The organism is Geomonas oryzae, from assembly GCF_004117875.1.
Classification (GTDB): domain Bacteria; phylum Desulfobacterota; class Desulfuromonadia; order Geobacterales; family Geobacteraceae; genus Geomonas; species Geomonas oryzae.
The window spans coordinates 337,344-354,543 of sequence record NZ_RAHW01000006.1 but is presented as its reverse complement, the minus strand read 5'-3'; the positions used below and the strand labels follow the sequence as shown (position 1 = coordinate 354,543).

Sequence of the window (17,200 nt, the reverse complement as noted above, 5' to 3'; positions counted from 1 at the left end):
ACGGTCCTCCCAAGGCAACGCCCTCACCCTGCCCCTCTCCCGGAGGGCGAGGGGATGTGAACCTAAAATTCCCGCAGGTACTCGATATAGGACGAATAGTTACGCGCGGTCTCCGAGACCGAGTCGCCGCCGAACTTCTCCTTGAAGGCGCCGGCAATCTCGATCGCCACTACGGCCTCGGCGACCACCGACGCGGCCGGAACCGCGCAGCAGTCGGAGCGCTCTACGGTTGCCTCGAACGGCTCCTTGGAGAGCATGTCGACGGACTTAAGCGGCGTGTACAGGGTCGGGATCGGCTTCATCGCGCCGTAGATGACGATCTCCTCGCCGTTGGTGATCCCCCCTTCGAGCCCTCCCGCACGGTTTGTGTTGCGGTAGAACCCGGTCTTCTCGCCGCGCGCGACGCGTTGCTCGTCGAAGAAGATCTCGTCGTGCACCTTGGAGCCGGGCTGACGGGCCGTCTCGAATCCGGCACCGACCTCAACCCCCTTGAAAGCCTGGATGCTCATCACCGCGGCAGCGAGACGGGCATCGAGCCTTCTGTCCCACTGCACGTGGCTTCCAAGCCCAACGGGGAGACCGTTCACGCGCACCTCGACCACGCCCCCCAGGGTGTCACCCGCGTCCTTCGCGCGATCGATCGCCTCCATCATCTCCACCTCGGCTTTCTCGTCATAGGTGTAGACCGGCGACTTGGTGATGCGCTCCTGCAGTTCCTTAACACCGGCGTCGGCCGGGCGCTCTGCCCTGACGCCCCCAAGTTCGGTCACGCAGCCGGTGACCGAGATGCCGAAGCGGGTGAGATAAGCCTTCGCCACAGCTCCCACGGCGACGCGGATCGCGGTCTCGCGGGCACTGGAACGCTCGAGGATGTTGCGCACGTCGTTATGGGCGTATTTCATCGCCCCCGGCAGGTCGGCGTGACCGGGACGCGCCCGGGTGACCCGGATGCTGTCGTCACGGAACTCGGCGTAAGGGGACATGCGCTGCTCCCAGTTCACCCAGTCCGAATTTTCCACCACCAGGGTGATGGGGGAGCCGAGGGTCTCGCCCCAGCGCACACCGGAGAGGATGCGGACGCGGTCCGTCTCGATCTTCATGCGGCCGCCGCGCCCGTAGCCCCCCTGCCTGCGGGCAAGGTCCACGTTGATGTCGTTCTCGATGAGCTTTAGCCCTGAAGGGACCCCTTCGACGATGGCGGTCAACTGCGGGCCGTGCGACTCGCCCGCGGTAAGGTATCTGAACATGCCTGCTCCTTCTTTGATAAACGAAAGCCAGGAGCTTCCCTGGCTTTCGATGCGCTGGTGATGTCTTTGTCTGGCTACTTCTTCTGGAGTTTCGTCTGTGCCTCGGCGGTCAGGTTTGCCTTGGTCTCGGTCGACATCATGCTGCCGGTGAAGATGTAGTCACACTTCTTGTCGACGTAAAAAATGACCGGATGGCCGCCCACGCTGATGGCGGCTTCGTAAAGCCCGTCGATCCCCTTGACCTCCGAGACCTGCAGCACCTCGAAGTCCATCGGGATGAACTTCTTGACCGCCGCCTGCACCTGGTCCTTGGCGGGGGGCTTGGAGCAGGCGGAAAGCACGAGCACCGCGAGACAGAGAACGATGAAGCGTTTGAACATGAAAAGGGCTCCTGACGTTTGTTTCATCTGCCTGCCGCCCCTACCGGGCCGGAACCGCAATCTTTTGTTTGCGGAACCGGTTGTAGGCGAAGAGCAGCGGGAAAAGCAGCATGGTGACCGGGTACTTCACCGCAAAGATAAGCGGAGTGAGCGCCCAGCGGGTAAGCAGGCGCAGGAACCCGTGCTCGTAGATGAAGTCGGCGATCGGGGGGCTGTGCTTGTAGTAGAAGGAGACGAAAGCACGACCCGGTGCCGATTTCAGGAGCACGTTGTCGCGGAAGTGCCTGAGTACCACGACCTGCGGATCCAGGTAGCTGCCGTAAGCGGCGGTGGCGATAAAGCAACCGCTCTTGCCGGAAGAAGAAGACGGCGGGGTGTTGCCGGTATCGGTGCCGCCACCTGTGGGAGCGCTTCCCACGACGCCAACGACGATAGGATCCTGGATGTACCCGGGGTTGAGATCGGAGTCGTGCAGCGGGTTGTTGTCTTCAACGGCAAAGACCGCGGTGTTGCCGGAGCGGCTGATCGGGTCGATTTTGGTCCAGGTGATCTGGTTGGTCAGCGGGTTGTTGACCACTTTGTAGTACACGCTGCTGTCGCTAAGCGTGGTCTGGAAAGTGACCGCTACGTTCACGATGCCAGGCGAAACCACGTTTTCAAGACGGAGGCTGATGGCGCCAAGGGGGGTGAAAGTGGCCAGTTCGGCAGGTTTGCCCGCAGTGATGTCGGATAGAGCCGGGTTCGAGAAGAAAAGTGCCGTACTGTCGGTGACGCCGGTGGTCCCCTCGATGGCTGCAACGGCGCTCGCACCGCTGCCGGCGAGGGCAAGCGTGTAAGTCGAGCCGGTGGAGTCGGTAACGGTAAGGGTCCCGCTGTAGCTGGAAACGGCCTTCGGGGTGAAGTAAAGGCTGATCGGTATCGATTTGGAGGGGTCGACGTTACCGCCGCCGCTTGCCACGAAACCGGAGTTGCTGGTCGCGGCGACGCTGCTCACTGTGATCCGGGAGGTGGTGGTGTTCTTGACCCACACGGTCGCAACGGCCGTCTTGTTGACGAGAACGCCGCCGAAGTTGTGGGTTCCGCCGAGGTCGGCGCCCGCCAGATCGGTGAAGACAAGGTTGCCGGAAACGATGCCGGCGGCCCTCACCGAGATGGTGAAGAGCTTGGTGTAGAAGTTGCCGTCGGCGTCGGTGACCTTGATGTTGAAGCTGTAGTTACCGGAACCGGAAGCCTTGCCGCTGATAACACCGGACGCGTTGTCGAGCGTGAGCCCCGGAGGGAGGGTACCGCTACCGGAGATGGACCAGACATACGGCTCGGTACCGCCGGCGGCCACCAGTTCCTGCGCATAGGTGGAGCCGGTTTCCACGGACGGGAGCGAGGTGGTGGTGATGGAGAGCGTCGGGTTGACCTTGATGGCAAGGTCGCGGGTCGTGTATGCGCCGGTGGAATCAAGCACCTTGACGGTAAAGGAAAAAGTGCCGGTCTGCGACGGCGCACCGCTGATGGTCCCTGTGCTCGGGCTCAGGGTGAGTCCGGCGGGGAGGCTTCCGCCCGAGATCTGCCAGAGATACGACGGCGTCCCCCCCTGCATTACGAGAGACTGGTTGTAGGGGGCACCGACGACCACCGAGGGAAGGCTCGTGGTGGTGATGAAAAGTGCCGGGTTGATGGTGAGGGTGATGCTTTTCGAGGCCGAATAGGTCCTGTTGGGCGTCACGGTATCGTCGAGGTAGCTCGCCTGGACGGTCACGTTGTAGGAGCCCGGGATGAGCGGACCGGTGGCGGAGCTTACGTCGGTGATGGTACCGCCGGAGGTGAGCTGGAGCCCTTGCGGCAATCCCTGCGCGGTCCAGGTCATGTTTGCCGGCTTTATCGTGACGCCGGGGATGGAAGCCGCAAGCGTTGCGCTGTAGCCGGTCTTAAGCTGGGTCCAGGTCGGCAGCGATGACGTCGTGATCGACATCGCGGTGATGTTCAAGGTGAGAGACTTGGTCGTCGATGCACCGTTGGAATCGGTTACCCCCACCGTGAAGGTGTAGGCGGACGCGGCGGACGGGCTGATCGTTCCGCTGATCACGCCGGTGGTGGGGGAAAGGGTGAGCCCCGGAGGAAGCGTGCCGGAAGTGATGGTCCAGGAACCGTACGGCCTGACGCCGCCGGTAGCGGACAGCGTGACCCCGGGATAGACCGCTCCGGCGGTGCCGTCAGGCAGCGTCGACGTCGCGATGGACAGGGGCAGGTTGCCGATGCCGGCGCCGGAGAGGTTGATCACGGCCTGGCCGCCGTTGGAATCGAAGATCATGCGGTACCCCTCGGCGGGGTTCGAGTACGAACCGGCCGCGGTCGGGGCGAAACGGACCGTCATTTCCGCGTTGGTACCCGGGCTGATGGTGGTCGGTTTCGGGGTGGTGAATTTGAACGGCTCCGCGGGATCTACGATCGAGTTGATCGTGAGAACGGAGTTACCGTCGTTTCTGATACGGAAGGTGACGTCCTTGTACGGCGTACTGGACGAGATATCGACGTTGCCGAAGTCGATGGCGCCGCTCAGAATCGGCACGTCCTTCGTGTCGGTGATGGTGAGCTGCGGCGCCGAGGAGAACTCAAGGAGTTGGGCGAAGATGTCCGAGTTGGAAAGCGCGCGGCCGTCCTTCCACACCACCATGAATTTCCGGAAGTTCACGTCGCCGAAGGCGACCGCCGGTGAGAGCTGGTTGCCGGTGGCCACGGTGACGATGGAGTTGCCGCCGGAGAGGTTCCCCTGCGGGTCGACGAACTGGCTGTAAAGGTCGATGTTGCTCAGGTTAGCGCTCTGGTTCCGGGCATCCTCCCACGCAACGAAGAAGCGCTGGTTGACGTTGTCGAAGGCGGCAACCGGAGCGGTCTGGTCGCCTACGGCGTTGGAGATCTGGATTTGGTCGCCGTAGGCGGTGAAGCCGGAGAGATCGACGAGCTGCCCTACGATGTTCTTGCCGGTTTCCGTGCCGCCGTTGTTGTCTTCCCAGGCGAGCAGGAGACGGTTCGTGTTGGGGTCGACGGTGACCGAGGGGTTCGTCGCGGGGTAGCCGACGGTGCCGAAGCTGAAGTCGTTGATGAAGCCGAGCCCCTGGTTTCTGCGCAGTTTCACCTTCGTCGCGGCGTCATCGTCGTTAAGGGAGGTGAAGACGGCACTTTTGTAGATCGCCGTGGTGACGGGGGGCGGTCCGGCCGTCGTATTCAACGAGTAAGTGATGGTGAGGGTCACCGTGCTGGTGGAGCCGCTCCAGCTGGTGAAAATCTCACCGGTGATCGGGCTGTAGGCGATCCTCGGGTGGGACTCGTTCAACTGCACCTTCCAGGTATCGATGATCGCAGATCCGCTGTCGACGATGCCGCCTACGCGTACCTTCGCAGAGACGTGTTGCAGATTTCCGGTCGCGTGGGTGGTGTAGTTCGGGTCCACCTCGATGGTGCGCACGATGTTGTTGTCCGCAAACGGCAGCGGGATGTGCCGGATCGTGATGGAGTTCCCGGCGCCGACCGCGGTGTAAGTCACGTCGTTGGCCGGGTTTGCGGTCGTGTCGTAGGTGGACGTGTCGACCCAGGCGACGACGAACTTGCCGGTCACCTCGTTGTAGATCAGATCGGGGTCGTTCTGGTTTATGTCTACGTTGGCGACGTGCGGGGAGATCTGGAAGTTGCCCCCCAAAAGCGCACCGGTCATGCTGACGAACTGGCCGTAGATCTGGCCGTAGCCCGCCCTGGAGTCGGTCCAGACTACCAGGTACATGCTTTTGGTGGAGTCGTTGGGATCATGGTAGAAGGCGACTTTGGGCTGGGCCTTGTTGCCGGTAACGTTGGTGATCGCGAAATTGGTCGGATTGGCGGCGAGGGACGTGACGTTGCCGGGCACCCCCTGCCCCAGGGAGTCGGAACCGACGCTGATGGCGCCGTAGATTTGCTGACCGTTCCTGCTGTCGACGAAGACGGTCAGGTACCGGTTGTGGTTCACCGTGTCGTAGGCGATGGCAGGCTGGGACTGGTCCGTAGGGTCTGAGGTCACCTGGAAGTCGCTGGTGAGCACCTTCGCCGGTTTTTTCCCGCCGGCAGCAGTGGTCGTGCCCGTCCCGCCGTCACCGGAACAACTGAGCATGACGGCACAAAAAAGCATTAAAAGCGCCCAGCAGATTTTTTTCGATAAATTCATTTCACACTCCTATTACCAACAATCCATGGAGCCTTGTCGTTTTAGATTCTGTCTGCAACGGCCAGATTCATTTTGGCGGTGACGGGGTGGGTGTCGCCTTTGCCCCCGACCTCGGAAACGTCGAACACGATGTCGACGTAGTATTCGAAGACAGTGGAACTGCAAAGGGTCATGGGGAGCGTGGTCCGCTCCATGAGGGCGATCTTCTGGGCATCGGTGAGGACGGCAACCGGGATGGTCGGGGCATCACCCGGCGCAACGGTCTGGGATATGCTCGCGAAGCTGTCGGCAAGCGGCGGAGTGGTCGCCGGATTGACAGGGGTGTAATGGATGGTGATCCTGCTGATGACCAGGTCGAGGGCGCCGGTAGTGTAAAGCGCCTTTGAGGCGAAGGTCACGTTGACGCTGTCGGTTACCACGGTTCCACCGGTGGACACCGAATCGGAACAGGTGTTCCCTTTGACGATGTCGGACTCGAGCCTGCTGGTGAGTGCCGTTGCAGTCGCGTTCACCGTGGTGAATTCCCCTACCCCGCCACCCAGGTCGCCTGCCCCGCATGAGCTGAGGACGGCGACGATGCACGCGCTGCAAAACAACAAAGCAAACCGTTTAAACATAGGATCTCCTTAAAGAACAATCTTCGGCGTAATGAAGATGAGCAGTTCGGTCTTGGTCTTCTGCTTCGCGTTCGACTTGAAAAGCCAACCAAGAAGCGGAATGTCGGCTAGAAACGGCACGCCCGTGTCGGACTCGGTGTCGCTGTCGACGTAGATGCCGCCGATGACGGTGGTATCGCCGTTGGAGACGACGAGCTCGGTGGTGGCTTCCTTCTTGTTGATCGGCGGCGGCGAGCCGGTGCCGGGGGAGTTGTTGCTCGCCTTGATCTTCATGCTTACCGAACCGTCGGCGGTGATGTGCGGCGTAACCTCCAGGGTGAGGGCCGCCTCGACGAACTCGGTCTTGGTCCCTTCAGCCGAGGTGGTCTGGTACGGGATCGACTGCCCCTGCGAGATCTTCGCGGCCTTGTTGTTCAGCGTCACCACTTTCGGAGTGGAGATGATCTTCACCTGCCCCACGGTGGCGGCTGCCGCGAGCCTCATGTCGAGCTGCACGTTGCTGGTCAGCTTGCCAAACGACATGCCGAGGCCGAGACCGCCTGCACCGCTCGTCCCGGGGCCGGCGGTGGATACGACGCCGCCGAAGGTGGTCTCGACGGAATTGATGTTGGCCACCGACGCCGAGGCGTCACGGTAGGTGAGCCCCCACTGCACGCCGAGGTCGCGGGTGAAGGTGGAGGTGGCTTCGACGATGCGAGCCTCGATCATCACCTGCTTCTCGGGCGCGTCGAGGTTTTTCAGGAGGGCGCGCATCTCGTCCAGGGCGGGCTGGACGTCTCTCACGATGACGCGGCTCGTACGCTCGTCCTTGGTGATGATGCCGCGCTCGCTTTTAAGCATGCCGAACTGTGAGGCGACGTCGGAGACCGAGGCGTAGTTCACCTCGAACACCGCGGTCTTAAGCTCCATCATGCGCTCGGCGGCTTTCTTCGCTGCGGCTTCCTCGTCGGCCTGGTTCTGCATCTTGTTGCGCGGCTTGATCTGCACGATGTTACCCTGCTGCACCATGGCAAGCCCCTTGGTGTCGAGGATGACGTCGAGAGCCTGGTCCCAGGGGACGTTGACCAGTTTGATGCTGATGGTCCCGGTGACATCGTCGCCGATGAGGAAGTTCAGGTTACTCACCTCGGCGATGAGCTGGAAGATCTTCCTGATGTCGGCGTCGGAGAACTCGAGGGTCACCCTTCTCCCCTTGTAAACCTTCTTCTGGAGATGTTTTTCGGCGGAGGCGGAGATGTCGGTCATCGGCTCCTCGACGCGCGCGGGTGCGGGGGGAGCGGCAAGTTCGGCGGCGGCGTCGTTACCGCCGTGTGCCAGAGCGGGTGCCGCGGGAAGCTTCGCCGGGACTGCCGGGCCGGGGTTCACGATATCCCAGGTGTAGACATCCCCCCTGCGGCTCGTACTGAATTCAGGTTTGCCGTGCAGCTTCACCGAAATCCTGGTGAGGTACCCTTTCTTCCCTTTGACCTGGTACGGGGTAACCGAGAGGACCGGGGTGCCGAACTTGGAGGTATCCATGGCGCGCTGCAGTTTTTTCGGTACCTGGCAGTCGTTGATGGTGAGGGTGAGCCCCTGTGCGGAGCGAACCGGCTCACCCGGCTCGCAGGTACCGTACAGCTTCATGGTGATGCGGGATACCCCGTCCACAACCCTGAACTCGACGGCCTCGAGCGACCCTTTCACGTTCCTTGCGGGGGGGACATCCGTCTTCATCCTGGTAGCGGGAGCGGGAGCCGCCTGTTTGGGTGCGGGTGCGGGTGCGGGAGCAGCGGGCTCGGCAGGAGCTGCCGGTGCGGCTGCCGGTGCGGCTGCCTCGGCCTGTGCAGGTCCCTTTGCTTTCAGCTTGATCTTCACGCCGAGATCGGTCTTGACCACCTCGAAAGCGGGGAGCCCCTCCCCTGCAGCGTCGAGGACGACGCGCACCTTGTCCGGGGTGGAGCCTACGCGGGCGTTGGCGACACCGAAGGCGCCTATGGGCACCACGTTCTGCACGAGGGCGTTTTTAACCTTGAACAGGTCGAGAACGATGCGGTCCGGCTTGGCGAGCTTGAAGGAGTTGAAGGTCTGCACCCCGCCCTGGACGGAGAGCTCGACGCCGTCGGCTACCGTCATGATGGCGTTCAGTTTCTGCCCGTTGCCGGCATCGGCGGCGGTGGTCTTCGCGACCGGTTTTTCGGCGACCGGTGCGGCGGGAGCCGGCGCGTCGCTTTTTTGTACCGGCGGGGCCGCTGCCGCGGCATCCGCTACGAGCGTTTTCTCTTCGATGCGCGGCTCCGCGATGGGAGCCTCCTTGACCTCGGGCTGCTCGGGCTTCGCCTCGGCCTCGCGCGGCAAAGTGATCATGAGCTTGCTCTTGTCGGCGGGGTCGGTGGCGACGAAGAAGTCGACATCGTGGGTGAGCACCACCGACACGCGGGTCAGCACGCTCCCCCCCACCGGCTGGCGCTCCACGTCGATGCGCTTGACGCTGCCGCGGTTCACCTCGATCGGGGAGGAAACGCCCCCTGGCTCGGTCTGGGAGATGTCCACGATGATCTTTGACGGTTCGCCGCTTTTGTAGGAGGTGTAGGTGAGAGGCTTGTCGCTGATCAGCTCGACGCTGGAACCGTCAGGGGAGACCGTCACGGAGCGTAGCGTGGCAAAAGCGGTGGCCCCTGCCTGAGCAGGCTCGTTCGCGGCGGTCATCCTCTTGACGCAGCCGGCGGAAACCGTCAGCAGGACGATTAAGGCCATGGCATGGAAAAGAATTCTGCTCTGGTACATGGTCATCTGAAACGCTCCTTACCTTTTCTTGGCCAGCGTAAGCACGATGGTTCTACCCTTGCCGCGCCCCGCGCCCTTCTCGACGATCTCAACCGCCGAAGGGGTGATCCGGGTGACGCGGCCGTTTGCGTTTCCTACCTGCATCCCCACCTGCACGACGTACCCCTTGCCGTTGGGATCGATCAAGAGCGCCCGGTTCTCCCTCATCCCGGCGATGATGCCGGATACCTTGAACTTGCTCACCTCGAAGCTCTGGATGGGGAGGAGGTCGGCGGCAGGGGATACGCTTGGGCCCGCCGCCGTGGAGGTCGGCGCAGGGGTGGCCGGCACGATTACCGGCTTGAATGGGTCCTTCTTGAAGCTCGGCACCCCGGAGGCCTTCGCCACAGACGACATCTGCTGCTGCACCGGCGGCGCCGGGGTGGGAGCGGGGGCCGGGTGCGGCTGGTTCGGTGCGGGAGCGGGCGCCGGTGCTTCTTCCTTCTTGCAGCCGGGCACGAGTGCCAGCGCAAGCAGCAGCACGACGCTATTTAGGTTTATTGGCTTTCGCATTGGCATTCTGTGCCTCTTTGGGGTCGAGGAAACGGAAGGTGGTGGCCAGGCAGTTAACCTTGAGGCTGGTCCGGCCGCCTACCGGCTTTATGTCGGAAAAGCTCACGTTGGTGATGTTCACGATACGCGGCAGCTTGCTGACCGCGACGAAGAAGTCCGCCACGTTGAAAAAGGTTCCGGAGACGGCGATGTCGACCGGCACCTCGGCGTAGAAATCCTTGGGGACCTCGGGCTTGGGCCTGAAGAGGAGGAATTCGAGCCCGGAGCTCTTGCCGACGTTGGAGATGTTGGTCAAAAGCGACGGTATCTCCTTCTGGTTCGGCAGCTCGGTCAGGGCGTTGTCCAAGTCGCGCTTTAGTTGCTCGTACTCCGCTTTGAAGCGGGGGAGGTTGTTGGCGATGCGCCGGTTCTCCGTCACCTGCTTCTGCAGATCCTCGTGCTTCTTCTTCAGCCCGTCCAGCTCCTGCAAGCGGGGTCGGTGCAGCCCGTAGTACATGGCCGCCCCCTCGAGGAGCATGAGCAGAATCAAAAGTGCGACCTTCTCCTTGGTCGGGAGCTTCAGCAACTTCTCTATCTGTGGATCCATGGCAATGCCTCTGCTAGCGAGTTTGTATGCGCCGTCCGCGCGCCTTCCCTATGCCGGAAAACCGGCCTACGGCTTCTGATCCGCGATCTGGAAATTGAGATCGAAGCGTTTGTACTTCACTCCGGCGATTTCCGACTGTTCCGATACGGCCAGCTCCACGTTTTTGAAGTCGCCGGAAGCCTGCAGGCTCTTCATGAAAATCGCGATGAGATCCTCGCTGAGAGCACCTCCGCTTACCGATACCTTGTCACCGTTTTCGGTGTACTTGGTGAGCCACACTTTTTCGGGCACCGACTCGGAAAGCGCAGACAACCGCGACGCCGGACCGCTCTTGTCGCGACGCAGACGGTTCAAAACGTCCAGCTTCTTCTTCACGTCGGCCTGCAGCTTCTTCAGGTTGTCGATCGCCCCGATCTTCGTCTTAAGCGCGGCGAGTTCCGTCTCCGAGCTGGCGATCTCGTTGTTGAGGCTGGTGATCTGGCTGCGCAGGTAGATCCAGGCGCCCACCCCTACCGCTAATAGCCCCACAAGGACGACGACCAGGATGGCGACCTGCTGCCGCATGGTCTCTTTCTTTTTGGACGCCCGTACGGGAAGGAGGTTTATTCTTATCATTTGTCTCCGGCCCTCCTCGTTGCGAGGCCCACCGCTACCGACATGAGCGGGGCGATTTCGTCAAGGTACTTCGGATCAAACTCCTTCTCGTTCACCGTGACGTTCGTCAACGGATTCATGAGCTCGACCGGGAGCGAGAGGCGCTGCTGCACCGCTTCCACGAGTTGCAGCGTCTTCGCGCCCCCCCCGGAGAGAAACACCTTGGTGATGCGCTCCTCGCCGGCGGTGGAGTTGTAGAAGTCGAGGGAGCGGCGCATCTCGAGCGCGATGGTGTCGTTCACCCGCTGCAGCACCTCCTTCAGGCGGGGGTCCGCCGCGTCGGCTGCACCAAGTTTCATCTCCTCGGCCTCGCCGCTGCTGATGCCGAACTGCTTCTGGATCTCCTCGGTGTAGAGGTTGCCCCCCATCTGCACGTCACGGGTGAAAAGCGAGATGCCGTCGCGCACGATGTTCAGGTTGAAGATGCTCGCCCCGATGTTGACGAGCGCCACCACCTGATCGGGATCGGCGGGGTAGTTCAGCTCGTAAGAGTTTTGGACCGCGAAGGAGTCGACGTCCACCACGACCAGTTTGAGGCCGGACTCGGCGAACACCGAGAGGTAGTCGTTGATGATGTCCTTCTTGCTGGCGACCAGGAGGACGTTCATCTTGGAGGGGTCCTGCTCGTCGGGGGAGAGTATCTGAAAGTCGACGTTCACGTCGTTGATGTCGAAGGGGATGTACTGTTCCGCTTCCCAGTGGATCTGGTCCTCGAGCTCTTCGACCGGCATCACCGGAAGGGAGATCTTCCTGATGATGACCGAGTTGCCGGAGATGGAGCAGGCGGCCTCCTTGGCCTTCACCCCGAGGGTGGTGAGAAGCTGGCGGACGGTTTCAACGATGGAAGAGCTGTCCATCAGGGTGTTGTCGACGATGGCCTCCGCGGGGAGCGGCAGGATCCCGATCTTTACCAGATGGTACCCTCCCTTCGCCGGGCGCAGTTGCACCAGCTTCACCGCACTGGATCCTATGTCGACCCCTACTATGTCCTTCTTCTTGGAGAAAAGCATCGCGTGGTCCTATTACCCTAGTCCTGGAATACCTTGTTCTTGTCGGAGAGGGAAAACCCAAGAGCAAGCAGGATCTTGCGCTTGGTCTCCATCCTGCATTCCTCACCCCGTTCGATCCGGTCGATGGTTATCGGTGACACCCCGGCCAGGCGCGCCAACTCGGCCTTGCTCATCAGGCGCTCTTCCCGCAATTTCTTCACGCTGTTCATGATCATTGATTGGCACCGCTTAAGACAGTCGTAGGAAATTTTGGCACAGATATACACCAAATTTCACGAAAGTCAACATTTTAGTTCAAATTATACATAATTATATGCCAAAGAGAGATGGCTGCCCATGATCGGGCGCGAAAGACCTCGCGTACATGAGCAGAATTCTAATGGGCGGGCTGGGGAGATGATACCAATAAAAAGGCGAGTTGCAATTTGTCGCAACCCGCCCTTCAAGAACACCTACGCTCTTTACCCGCCGCCGTGCGGCGCCCGCACGTTACTCCTCAGTAGGCGTAAAGGACCGACAGACGCGCCCTTTCGCGACTCTGCCCGTCCCTGCTCCCCTGCACCGCAAGGTGGTACATGGCCGGGACGTGCTGCGGACGGACCACTTCGTCCTGGGCCGCCACCGCGCCGGCCGCATCCAGAAGGTCGTAGCCGCTTCGGTCCGTGTTGCCGGGGACGGTGTCGACGATCTTGGTGCTGACCGTGAACCCCTCAGCGGCAGGCGGCCCGGCAAGCCGGAAGGTGACATCCGGCGCCGCCGCGGGATCGCTCGAGGCCTGCGTCGCGCTGCAGCCGGTCCAGGATGCCGGCGCAAGCGTCAGCTTTTGCCTCAGGCAGTTGTCGAGGTTTACCTGCAACTCGATCCCGGAAAATTCGCGTTCCAGGGTTCCGACCGTCGTTTCCACCTGGAACAGCCTGGGCATCAGCTCCTGGGTGAAAAGATCCACGCCGCCCCTCGCCGCCGACAGCGAGCTGCGGTAGCGCTTCTGGCTTGCGGATGTCTGGATCCCGGTGGTGACCATGGTGAGCAGTGCGACGGCTATCACAAGCGACAGCGCGGTCAGCATCAGCGCCGTCACCAAAGCCGCACCATGTTGCGAGCCAAGGTATCGCATCGCCCCTCCCTGCTAAAGGTTTTTGGGCTGCACCACGATGGTGTACATCTTCCAGTGATAGTTGCGCCAGTTCGCCCCGAACCTCTGGGCGAGCGCCCCCTCGCTCCAGACATGCCCAAGCTCGTCCGACAAGGCGGGGTCGCCGACGAAGATGGCACGCGACGGGGTCGCTACCGGATAGAAGAAGGCGGGATCCGGCAATCCCTGCTGGGCCAGAACGTAAACCCTGATCTCCTTCAGCTGCTCGCGCAGTTCCTGCGCGGTCGGTATTTCTCTGGCGAGCACGGGGTGGTAGTCGACCTTGCCGTCCCCGTTGGTGTCCAGGTAGAGCACGACCTGCATGTCGGCGGCGCAATCGAGTAGCGGGTATTTCGTGGGATCCCCCTGGTGATTGATCACCGTCTTGTAGAGCATCCCGGTACCGTCGTTGCAGGATTTCGACATCTTTTCGGCTTTGCGGTTTATGTAGTAGTCGGACCGGTTGAATGGAAAGCTGAGCTTCGCGCCGTAGTAGTCGTTGGCAACCCCGTACACGAGGTAGGTGTCGGTTTCCTCCGCCGGGCTAAACGTCCCCGGAAATCCGTCGTTATTGAGGGCGACCGTGAAGTCGCTCCCTTTGCTCACGAGGGAGCGGCTCGCCCCCCCGGAGCTGACCTCGTTTCTGAGCACGATGACGCGGTCCCGGCTCCCGCTGGAAAGCTCCGGGGTGACGCGCGAGGGCCTGGTCACCCCCCCCTTCTTTAGGTAACACCAGCTGCGGCAGACGGTGCTCGTGCCGAGCGCGGTCCCCTTTAGCACGAGGTAGTCCGAGCCGTTGAAGCCCACGTTGTCCCCCACCCGGTAGGCGGGGGGAGCGTCCAGGTAGGGACGGTCGTTGTAGCGGCTTGGCATCGCGTCGGGGCAGCCGTCACTGCAGCTGTTGACGAACTCGTCGGAAGCTCCGGCCTCGGTGTAGTTTATTTCGCTGGAAACGCTCCAGGGAAGGCCTAATCCCGCCAGCTCGACGTCGCTTCGCATCACCTCGAGCCCGATCAGGCCTGCGATGTCGCTCTCCTCAGACCTGCCGAGCTGGCTTGAGCTCCTCACGATCCTCCCGAAGGAGACGCTGATAAGCGTCATCACCACCGAGAAGATCAGCATCGACACCAGCAGCTCGACCAGGGTATAACCCCGTTGCGTCCCCTTGGGCCTCATTCCCCTACTCTCCTCGTCCTCAGCGTGTAGATCTCATGGCTCGCCGCCTCGCCCCTTGCAATCCAGGTGATGGCAACGGTCAGCTTCACGGCTGCGCTGGTGCTCCCCGCCCGCTGCACCTTGCTCGTCACCGTGTAGCTCCATGGAACTCCCCCCACCATTCTCGTCTCGACGTTTGACTTTTCAGAATTGCCGGTGATGTTGGCGTAAGGGAGCCCGCTCAACGTATGCATCCGTTCTTCGGCCACCCGCACCGCCTCGCTGCGACAGCGTGTCTTCACCGTATGCTGATAGGCGACGATTACCGACTGCAAAAGCCCCAAAAGCCCGACCGTTGCGACCAGCATGGCCATGAGCATCTCCACGAGGCTGAAGCCCGCGCTACCTGATGGTGATGTTGTCCGAGGTGCACTCATTTCCCTTGTCCTTTGAGCCCGGGCTCATCCTGGTGGCCGAGATGACGATGCTGTCAAGACCCGGAGACTGGGCGTCGGCATCGACACAGATGGAACACCAGTCGTCGGTCAGGCCGGTTTCCTTGAAGTCGACATGCGCCCCGCCGCCGAAACCGACGGCGTTGCTCGACAGCGGCAACCTGAGTTGTTGCACCATGTAAGGGCTTGCCCCGTTGCGGTCATCAGTCCCGGAGGAGTACACCTCGAAGCGGTCCGGGTACAGCTTCACCCGGATCACCCTGTGCTGGGTGATCGCCTGCATGCGGGCTTTCATAAGTTCGGCGAGGATGAAGCGGGTCTGCGCCTCACGCCTGAAGCTGCGGTCATAACGCTGGAACATGACGGTGCCAAGGGCGACAAGAAGCGCCACGGTCGCCATAATGGTCAACATCTCGACGAGTGAGAAGCCGCGTGAAGGCATCTTTACCCCCGGAAGACGCCGGGCGACCGGTGGTCGGAGTCCCGACAAAATTTGAACCCACCAATCTTAGCAAAGGACCCCGGAAAAAAAAGGCGAGGAAACTGCGGCGGAGGGCAAAAAAAAAGCCCTCCCCGTAGAGGGAGGGCTTTTTGCTGTGCGAGGCGATGTCAGTAGGCGTAAAGAACGGAGAGGATGGCCTTTTCCTTCGGGCTGGAGGCCCGCTCCCCCTGCACCTCGAGGCTGTACAGCGCCGGGTTGTGCTTGGGGGCGATACCGGAACCGATGCCCGCGACCCCCACCCCGGAATCGAGGTAATCGACCCCGGTCGGGTCGGAGTTCCCCGGTACCGTGTCGACTACCTTCGCATAGACCTTGAAGTTGGTGTTGGAGGAGAGCCCCCTCAGGGTGAACTGCAGGTCGGGCATGTCCTTCGCGTTGACCGTCTTGGACAGGCTCCCCCACTCCTCGGTCGCCTTGGCCAACTTGGTCCCCAAGGCCGCCTTGTCCACCACGAGGTTGATGTCACCGAGCCCCCCCGCGCCGTAGTCGTTCAGCAAGGGGTTGATGCTGGTCGAGTAGTTGGCGAAAAGCCTCGGGATGAATTCGCGCGTGATGAGTTCGGTGCCGCCGTAGGAGGCCTCCAGCGCGTTGCGGTAGGCCTTCTGGCTCCCGGAGACCCTGGTCTCGAGAAGCAGCATCTGCATCAGGCCCGCCACGATCCCAAGGCAGATCAGGGTGAACATGAGTGCCGTCACCAGTGCTATGCCGTCTTCGTTGCCGATCTTTTTCATAAGCGTTCCGTGTCTTACTGGATGAGGTTCTGCGGTCGAACCACTATGGTGTAAAGCTTCCAGCGATAGTTACTCCAGTCTCCACCTATCCTGGCGCCGAGGTCGAAGGTTCTGCCGATCAGCGGGCTCGCGGCGCCGCCGAACCTTTCCCCGACGTCCACGGTCTGGCTCGGGAAGGTGTAGAACGAGTCCTTCTTCCCGGTGTGCGCAAGGATGTATACCCTGATCTCCTTGAGCCTCTCCCGGATGTCCTGCGCGCTGCCGGTCCCCGGCAAGGTCGCCTGATGCAGGTTGACCTCCTTCGAGCCCGCGTCTCCGATCCCGTAGACCACCTGCATGTCGGCCACGCAGTCAAGAAGCGGTATGGCGCTGAAACCGCCGTTGGCCGCCTGGTTGAGCACCGCCTTATACAGCACGCCGGTGTGGGGTGCGCAGGCGGGCGGCGGGGCGGCTGGCGTTGCGACGTAGTAGTCGGCGCGGTTGAACGGCATCCTGGGCTCCGTCCCGGGGTCGATCCCGTACACCTCGAAGGCGTCGCCGGAGGAGTGCGGCAGGGTGAGACTCGTGTACTGGTTCTGTTTGAAGTAGGCGGAGAAGTTGCCGCTGCTGTCGACCTGCAACTGCCGGCTCGGGACACGATCGATGAAGGTGTTCCTGAGCACGATGATACGCTCCGTGGCGGTACTTTCCGGCTTGAAATCCCTGCTGGCATCTCCCCATACGGTCGTATGCCTGCCGGTGTCGTTGTAGGTGACGTTCACCGATTTCTTCTGGGTGCCAGCGGCCGAGGTCGCCGCGATCAGCGACTTGATCACCAGGTACTGCGAGCCGCCGTTAAAGGTGGTGGCGCCGCTCTGGACGGCTCGCGGGATGCCGGTGCCGACGCCGGCGTCGTTGTAGGTGCGCGGGCTCTGACCGGCGGACCAGATGTCCGCGGAGACCGCCCCTCCGGCGTCACTGCTGGTCGCCTCGGTGTACTTGGCGGCGGCCGGGGTCGACTGGAAGGCCCAGGGAAGCCCGTACCCCGCGTTTTGAAGATCCGAGCGGAAGATCTCGAGGCCGACCACGTTGCCTATGTCGGTTTCCATCTGCTTGCTCTGCTGCCCCACCTGGGTGAGCACGGTCTTGAAACCGCTGGAAACCACGATGAGCACGGTGACGAAGATCGCCATGACCACGATGAGTTCCACCAGGGTATATCCCTTGTTCCGCTTAAGCATCGGTAAC

The 17,200-nt window shown here is 61.8% G+C and carries 16 protein-coding genes; all 16 read right to left on the bottom strand.

What is annotated here, in order from left to right:
* Positions 1–62 precede the first annotated feature (62 nt).
* Positions 63–1,247 (bottom strand): chorismate synthase, encoded by a 1,185-nt coding sequence (gene aroC, locus D6Z24_RS16560; RefSeq protein WP_129127710.1) that lies wholly within the window; start codon positions 1,245–1,247, stop codon positions 63–65.
* 74 nt (positions 1,248–1,321) lie between these two features.
* Positions 1,322–1,627 (bottom strand): disulfide isomerase DsbC N-terminal domain-containing protein, encoded by a 306-nt coding sequence (locus D6Z24_RS16555; protein WP_129127709.1) that lies wholly within the window; start codon positions 1,625–1,627, stop codon positions 1,322–1,324.
* A gap of 40 nt (positions 1,628–1,667) precedes the next feature.
* Positions 1,668–5,816, bottom strand: coding sequence for a putative Ig domain-containing protein (locus D6Z24_RS16550; RefSeq protein WP_129127708.1), 4,149 nt, complete (start codon positions 5,814–5,816; stop codon positions 1,668–1,670).
* Between the two features lie 41 nt (positions 5,817–5,857).
* Positions 5,858–6,433, bottom strand: a complete 576-nt coding sequence (locus tag D6Z24_RS16545) for a hypothetical protein (RefSeq protein ID WP_129127707.1) — start codon at positions 6,431–6,433, stop codon at positions 5,858–5,860.
* 9 nt (positions 6,434–6,442) lie between these two features.
* Entirely contained in the window at positions 6,443–9,202 is a 2,760-nt protein-coding gene (pilQ, locus tag D6Z24_RS16540; protein WP_129127706.1) for a type IV pilus secretin family protein, read from the bottom strand.
* A 12-nt stretch (positions 9,203–9,214) separates the two neighbouring features.
* The gene (locus D6Z24_RS16535) at positions 9,215–9,748 is read right to left on the bottom strand and encodes a pilus assembly protein PilP (RefSeq protein WP_198419572.1); all 534 of its coding nucleotides are present in this window, start codon (positions 9,746–9,748) and stop codon (positions 9,215–9,217) included.
* Entirely contained in the window at positions 9,723–10,334 is a 612-nt protein-coding gene (locus D6Z24_RS16530) for a type IV pilus inner membrane component PilO (protein ID WP_129127704.1), read from the bottom strand. Before D6Z24_RS16530 ends, D6Z24_RS16535 begins: the two co-directional genes overlap by 26 nt.
* Positions 10,335–10,400: 66 nt before the next feature.
* On the bottom strand, positions 10,401–10,949 hold the full coding sequence (locus tag D6Z24_RS16525; RefSeq protein WP_129127703.1) for a PilN domain-containing protein: 549 nt from the start codon (positions 10,947–10,949) through the stop codon (positions 10,401–10,403).
* Complete coding sequence (gene pilM / locus D6Z24_RS16520) at positions 10,946–11,998, bottom strand: type IV pilus biogenesis protein PilM (RefSeq protein WP_129127702.1); 1,053 nt, start codon at positions 11,996–11,998, stop codon at positions 10,946–10,948. The genes D6Z24_RS16525 and pilM overlap by 4 nt, the downstream gene beginning before the upstream one ends.
* 17 nt (positions 11,999–12,015) lie before the next feature.
* Complete coding sequence (locus D6Z24_RS16515) at positions 12,016–12,213, bottom strand: helix-turn-helix transcriptional regulator (protein WP_129127701.1); 198 nt, start codon at positions 12,211–12,213, stop codon at positions 12,016–12,018.
* Between the two features lie 281 nt (positions 12,214–12,494).
* Positions 12,495–13,112: a pilus assembly protein PilX gene (locus tag D6Z24_RS16510; RefSeq protein WP_129127700.1), complete on the bottom strand. Its 618-nt coding sequence runs from the start codon at positions 13,110–13,112 to the stop codon at positions 12,495–12,497.
* Positions 13,113–13,124: 12 nt separating this feature from the next.
* Positions 13,125–14,306 carry a PulJ/GspJ family protein gene (locus D6Z24_RS16505; RefSeq protein ID WP_129127699.1) on the bottom strand — a complete coding sequence of 394 codons (1,182 nt, stop codon included), beginning with the start codon at positions 14,304–14,306 and terminating at the stop codon, positions 13,125–13,127.
* Positions 14,303–14,659, bottom strand: a complete 357-nt coding sequence (locus tag D6Z24_RS16500) for a type IV pilus modification PilV family protein (protein ID WP_162605155.1) — start codon at positions 14,657–14,659, stop codon at positions 14,303–14,305. The genes D6Z24_RS16505 and D6Z24_RS16500 overlap by 4 nt, the downstream gene beginning before the upstream one ends.
* A gap of 28 nt (positions 14,660–14,687) precedes the next feature.
* On the bottom strand, positions 14,688–15,182 hold the full coding sequence (locus D6Z24_RS16495; RefSeq protein WP_129127697.1) for a pilus assembly FimT family protein: 495 nt from the start codon (positions 15,180–15,182) through the stop codon (positions 14,688–14,690).
* Between the two features lie 167 nt (positions 15,183–15,349).
* Positions 15,350–15,973: a pilus assembly PilX N-terminal domain-containing protein gene (locus tag D6Z24_RS16490; protein WP_129127696.1), complete on the bottom strand. Its 624-nt coding sequence runs from the start codon at positions 15,971–15,973 to the stop codon at positions 15,350–15,352.
* A gap of 14 nt (positions 15,974–15,987) precedes the next feature.
* On the bottom strand, positions 15,988–17,193 hold the full coding sequence (locus D6Z24_RS16485; protein WP_129127695.1) for a prepilin-type N-terminal cleavage/methylation domain-containing protein: 1,206 nt from the start codon (positions 17,191–17,193) through the stop codon (positions 15,988–15,990).
* Positions 17,194–17,200: the final 7 nt, after the last annotated feature.

Excerpts from the sequence above, each read along its gene's own strand:
- aroC (WP_129127710.1), bottom strand. The coding sequence starts at position 1,247 with ATGTTCAGATACCTTACCGCGGGCGAGTCGCACGGCCCGCAGTTGACC.
- D6Z24_RS16555 (WP_129127709.1), bottom strand. The coding sequence starts at position 1,627 with ATGTTCAAACGCTTCATCGTTCTCTGTCTCGCGGTGCTCGTGCTTTCC.
- D6Z24_RS16550 (WP_129127708.1), bottom strand. The coding sequence starts at position 5,816 with ATGAATTTATCGAAAAAAATCTGCTGGGCGCTTTTAATGCTTTTTTGT.
- D6Z24_RS16545 (WP_129127707.1), bottom strand. The coding sequence starts at position 6,433 with ATGTTTAAACGGTTTGCTTTGTTGTTTTGCAGCGCGTGCATCGTCGCC.
- pilQ (WP_129127706.1), bottom strand. The coding sequence starts at position 9,202 with ATGACCATGTACCAGAGCAGAATTCTTTTCCATGCCATGGCCTTAATC.
- D6Z24_RS16535 (WP_198419572.1), bottom strand. The coding sequence starts at position 9,748 with ATGCGAAAGCCAATAAACCTAAATAGCGTCGTGCTGCTGCTTGCGCTG.
- D6Z24_RS16530 (WP_129127704.1), bottom strand. The coding sequence starts at position 10,334 with ATGGATCCACAGATAGAGAAGTTGCTGAAGCTCCCGACCAAGGAGAAG.
- D6Z24_RS16525 (WP_129127703.1), bottom strand. The coding sequence starts at position 10,949 with ATGATAAGAATAAACCTCCTTCCCGTACGGGCGTCCAAAAAGAAAGAG.
- pilM (WP_129127702.1), bottom strand. The coding sequence starts at position 11,998 with ATGCTTTTCTCCAAGAAGAAGGACATAGTAGGGGTCGACATAGGATCC.
- D6Z24_RS16515 (WP_129127701.1), bottom strand. The coding sequence starts at position 12,213 with ATGATCATGAACAGCGTGAAGAAATTGCGGGAAGAGCGCCTGATGAGC.
- D6Z24_RS16510 (WP_129127700.1), bottom strand. The coding sequence starts at position 13,112 with ATGCGATACCTTGGCTCGCAACATGGTGCGGCTTTGGTGACGGCGCTG.
- D6Z24_RS16505 (WP_129127699.1), bottom strand. The coding sequence starts at position 14,306 with ATGAGGCCCAAGGGGACGCAACGGGGTTATACCCTGGTCGAGCTGCTG.
- D6Z24_RS16500 (WP_162605155.1), bottom strand. The coding sequence starts at position 14,659 with ATGGCCATGCTGGTCGCAACGGTCGGGCTTTTGGGGCTTTTGCAGTCG.
- D6Z24_RS16495 (WP_129127697.1), bottom strand. The coding sequence starts at position 15,182 with ATGCCTTCACGCGGCTTCTCACTCGTCGAGATGTTGACCATTATGGCG.
- D6Z24_RS16490 (WP_129127696.1), bottom strand. The coding sequence starts at position 15,973 with ATGAAAAAGATCGGCAACGAAGACGGCATAGCACTGGTGACGGCACTC.
- D6Z24_RS16485 (WP_129127695.1), bottom strand. The coding sequence starts at position 17,193 with ATGCTTAAGCGGAACAAGGGATATACCCTGGTGGAACTCATCGTGGTC.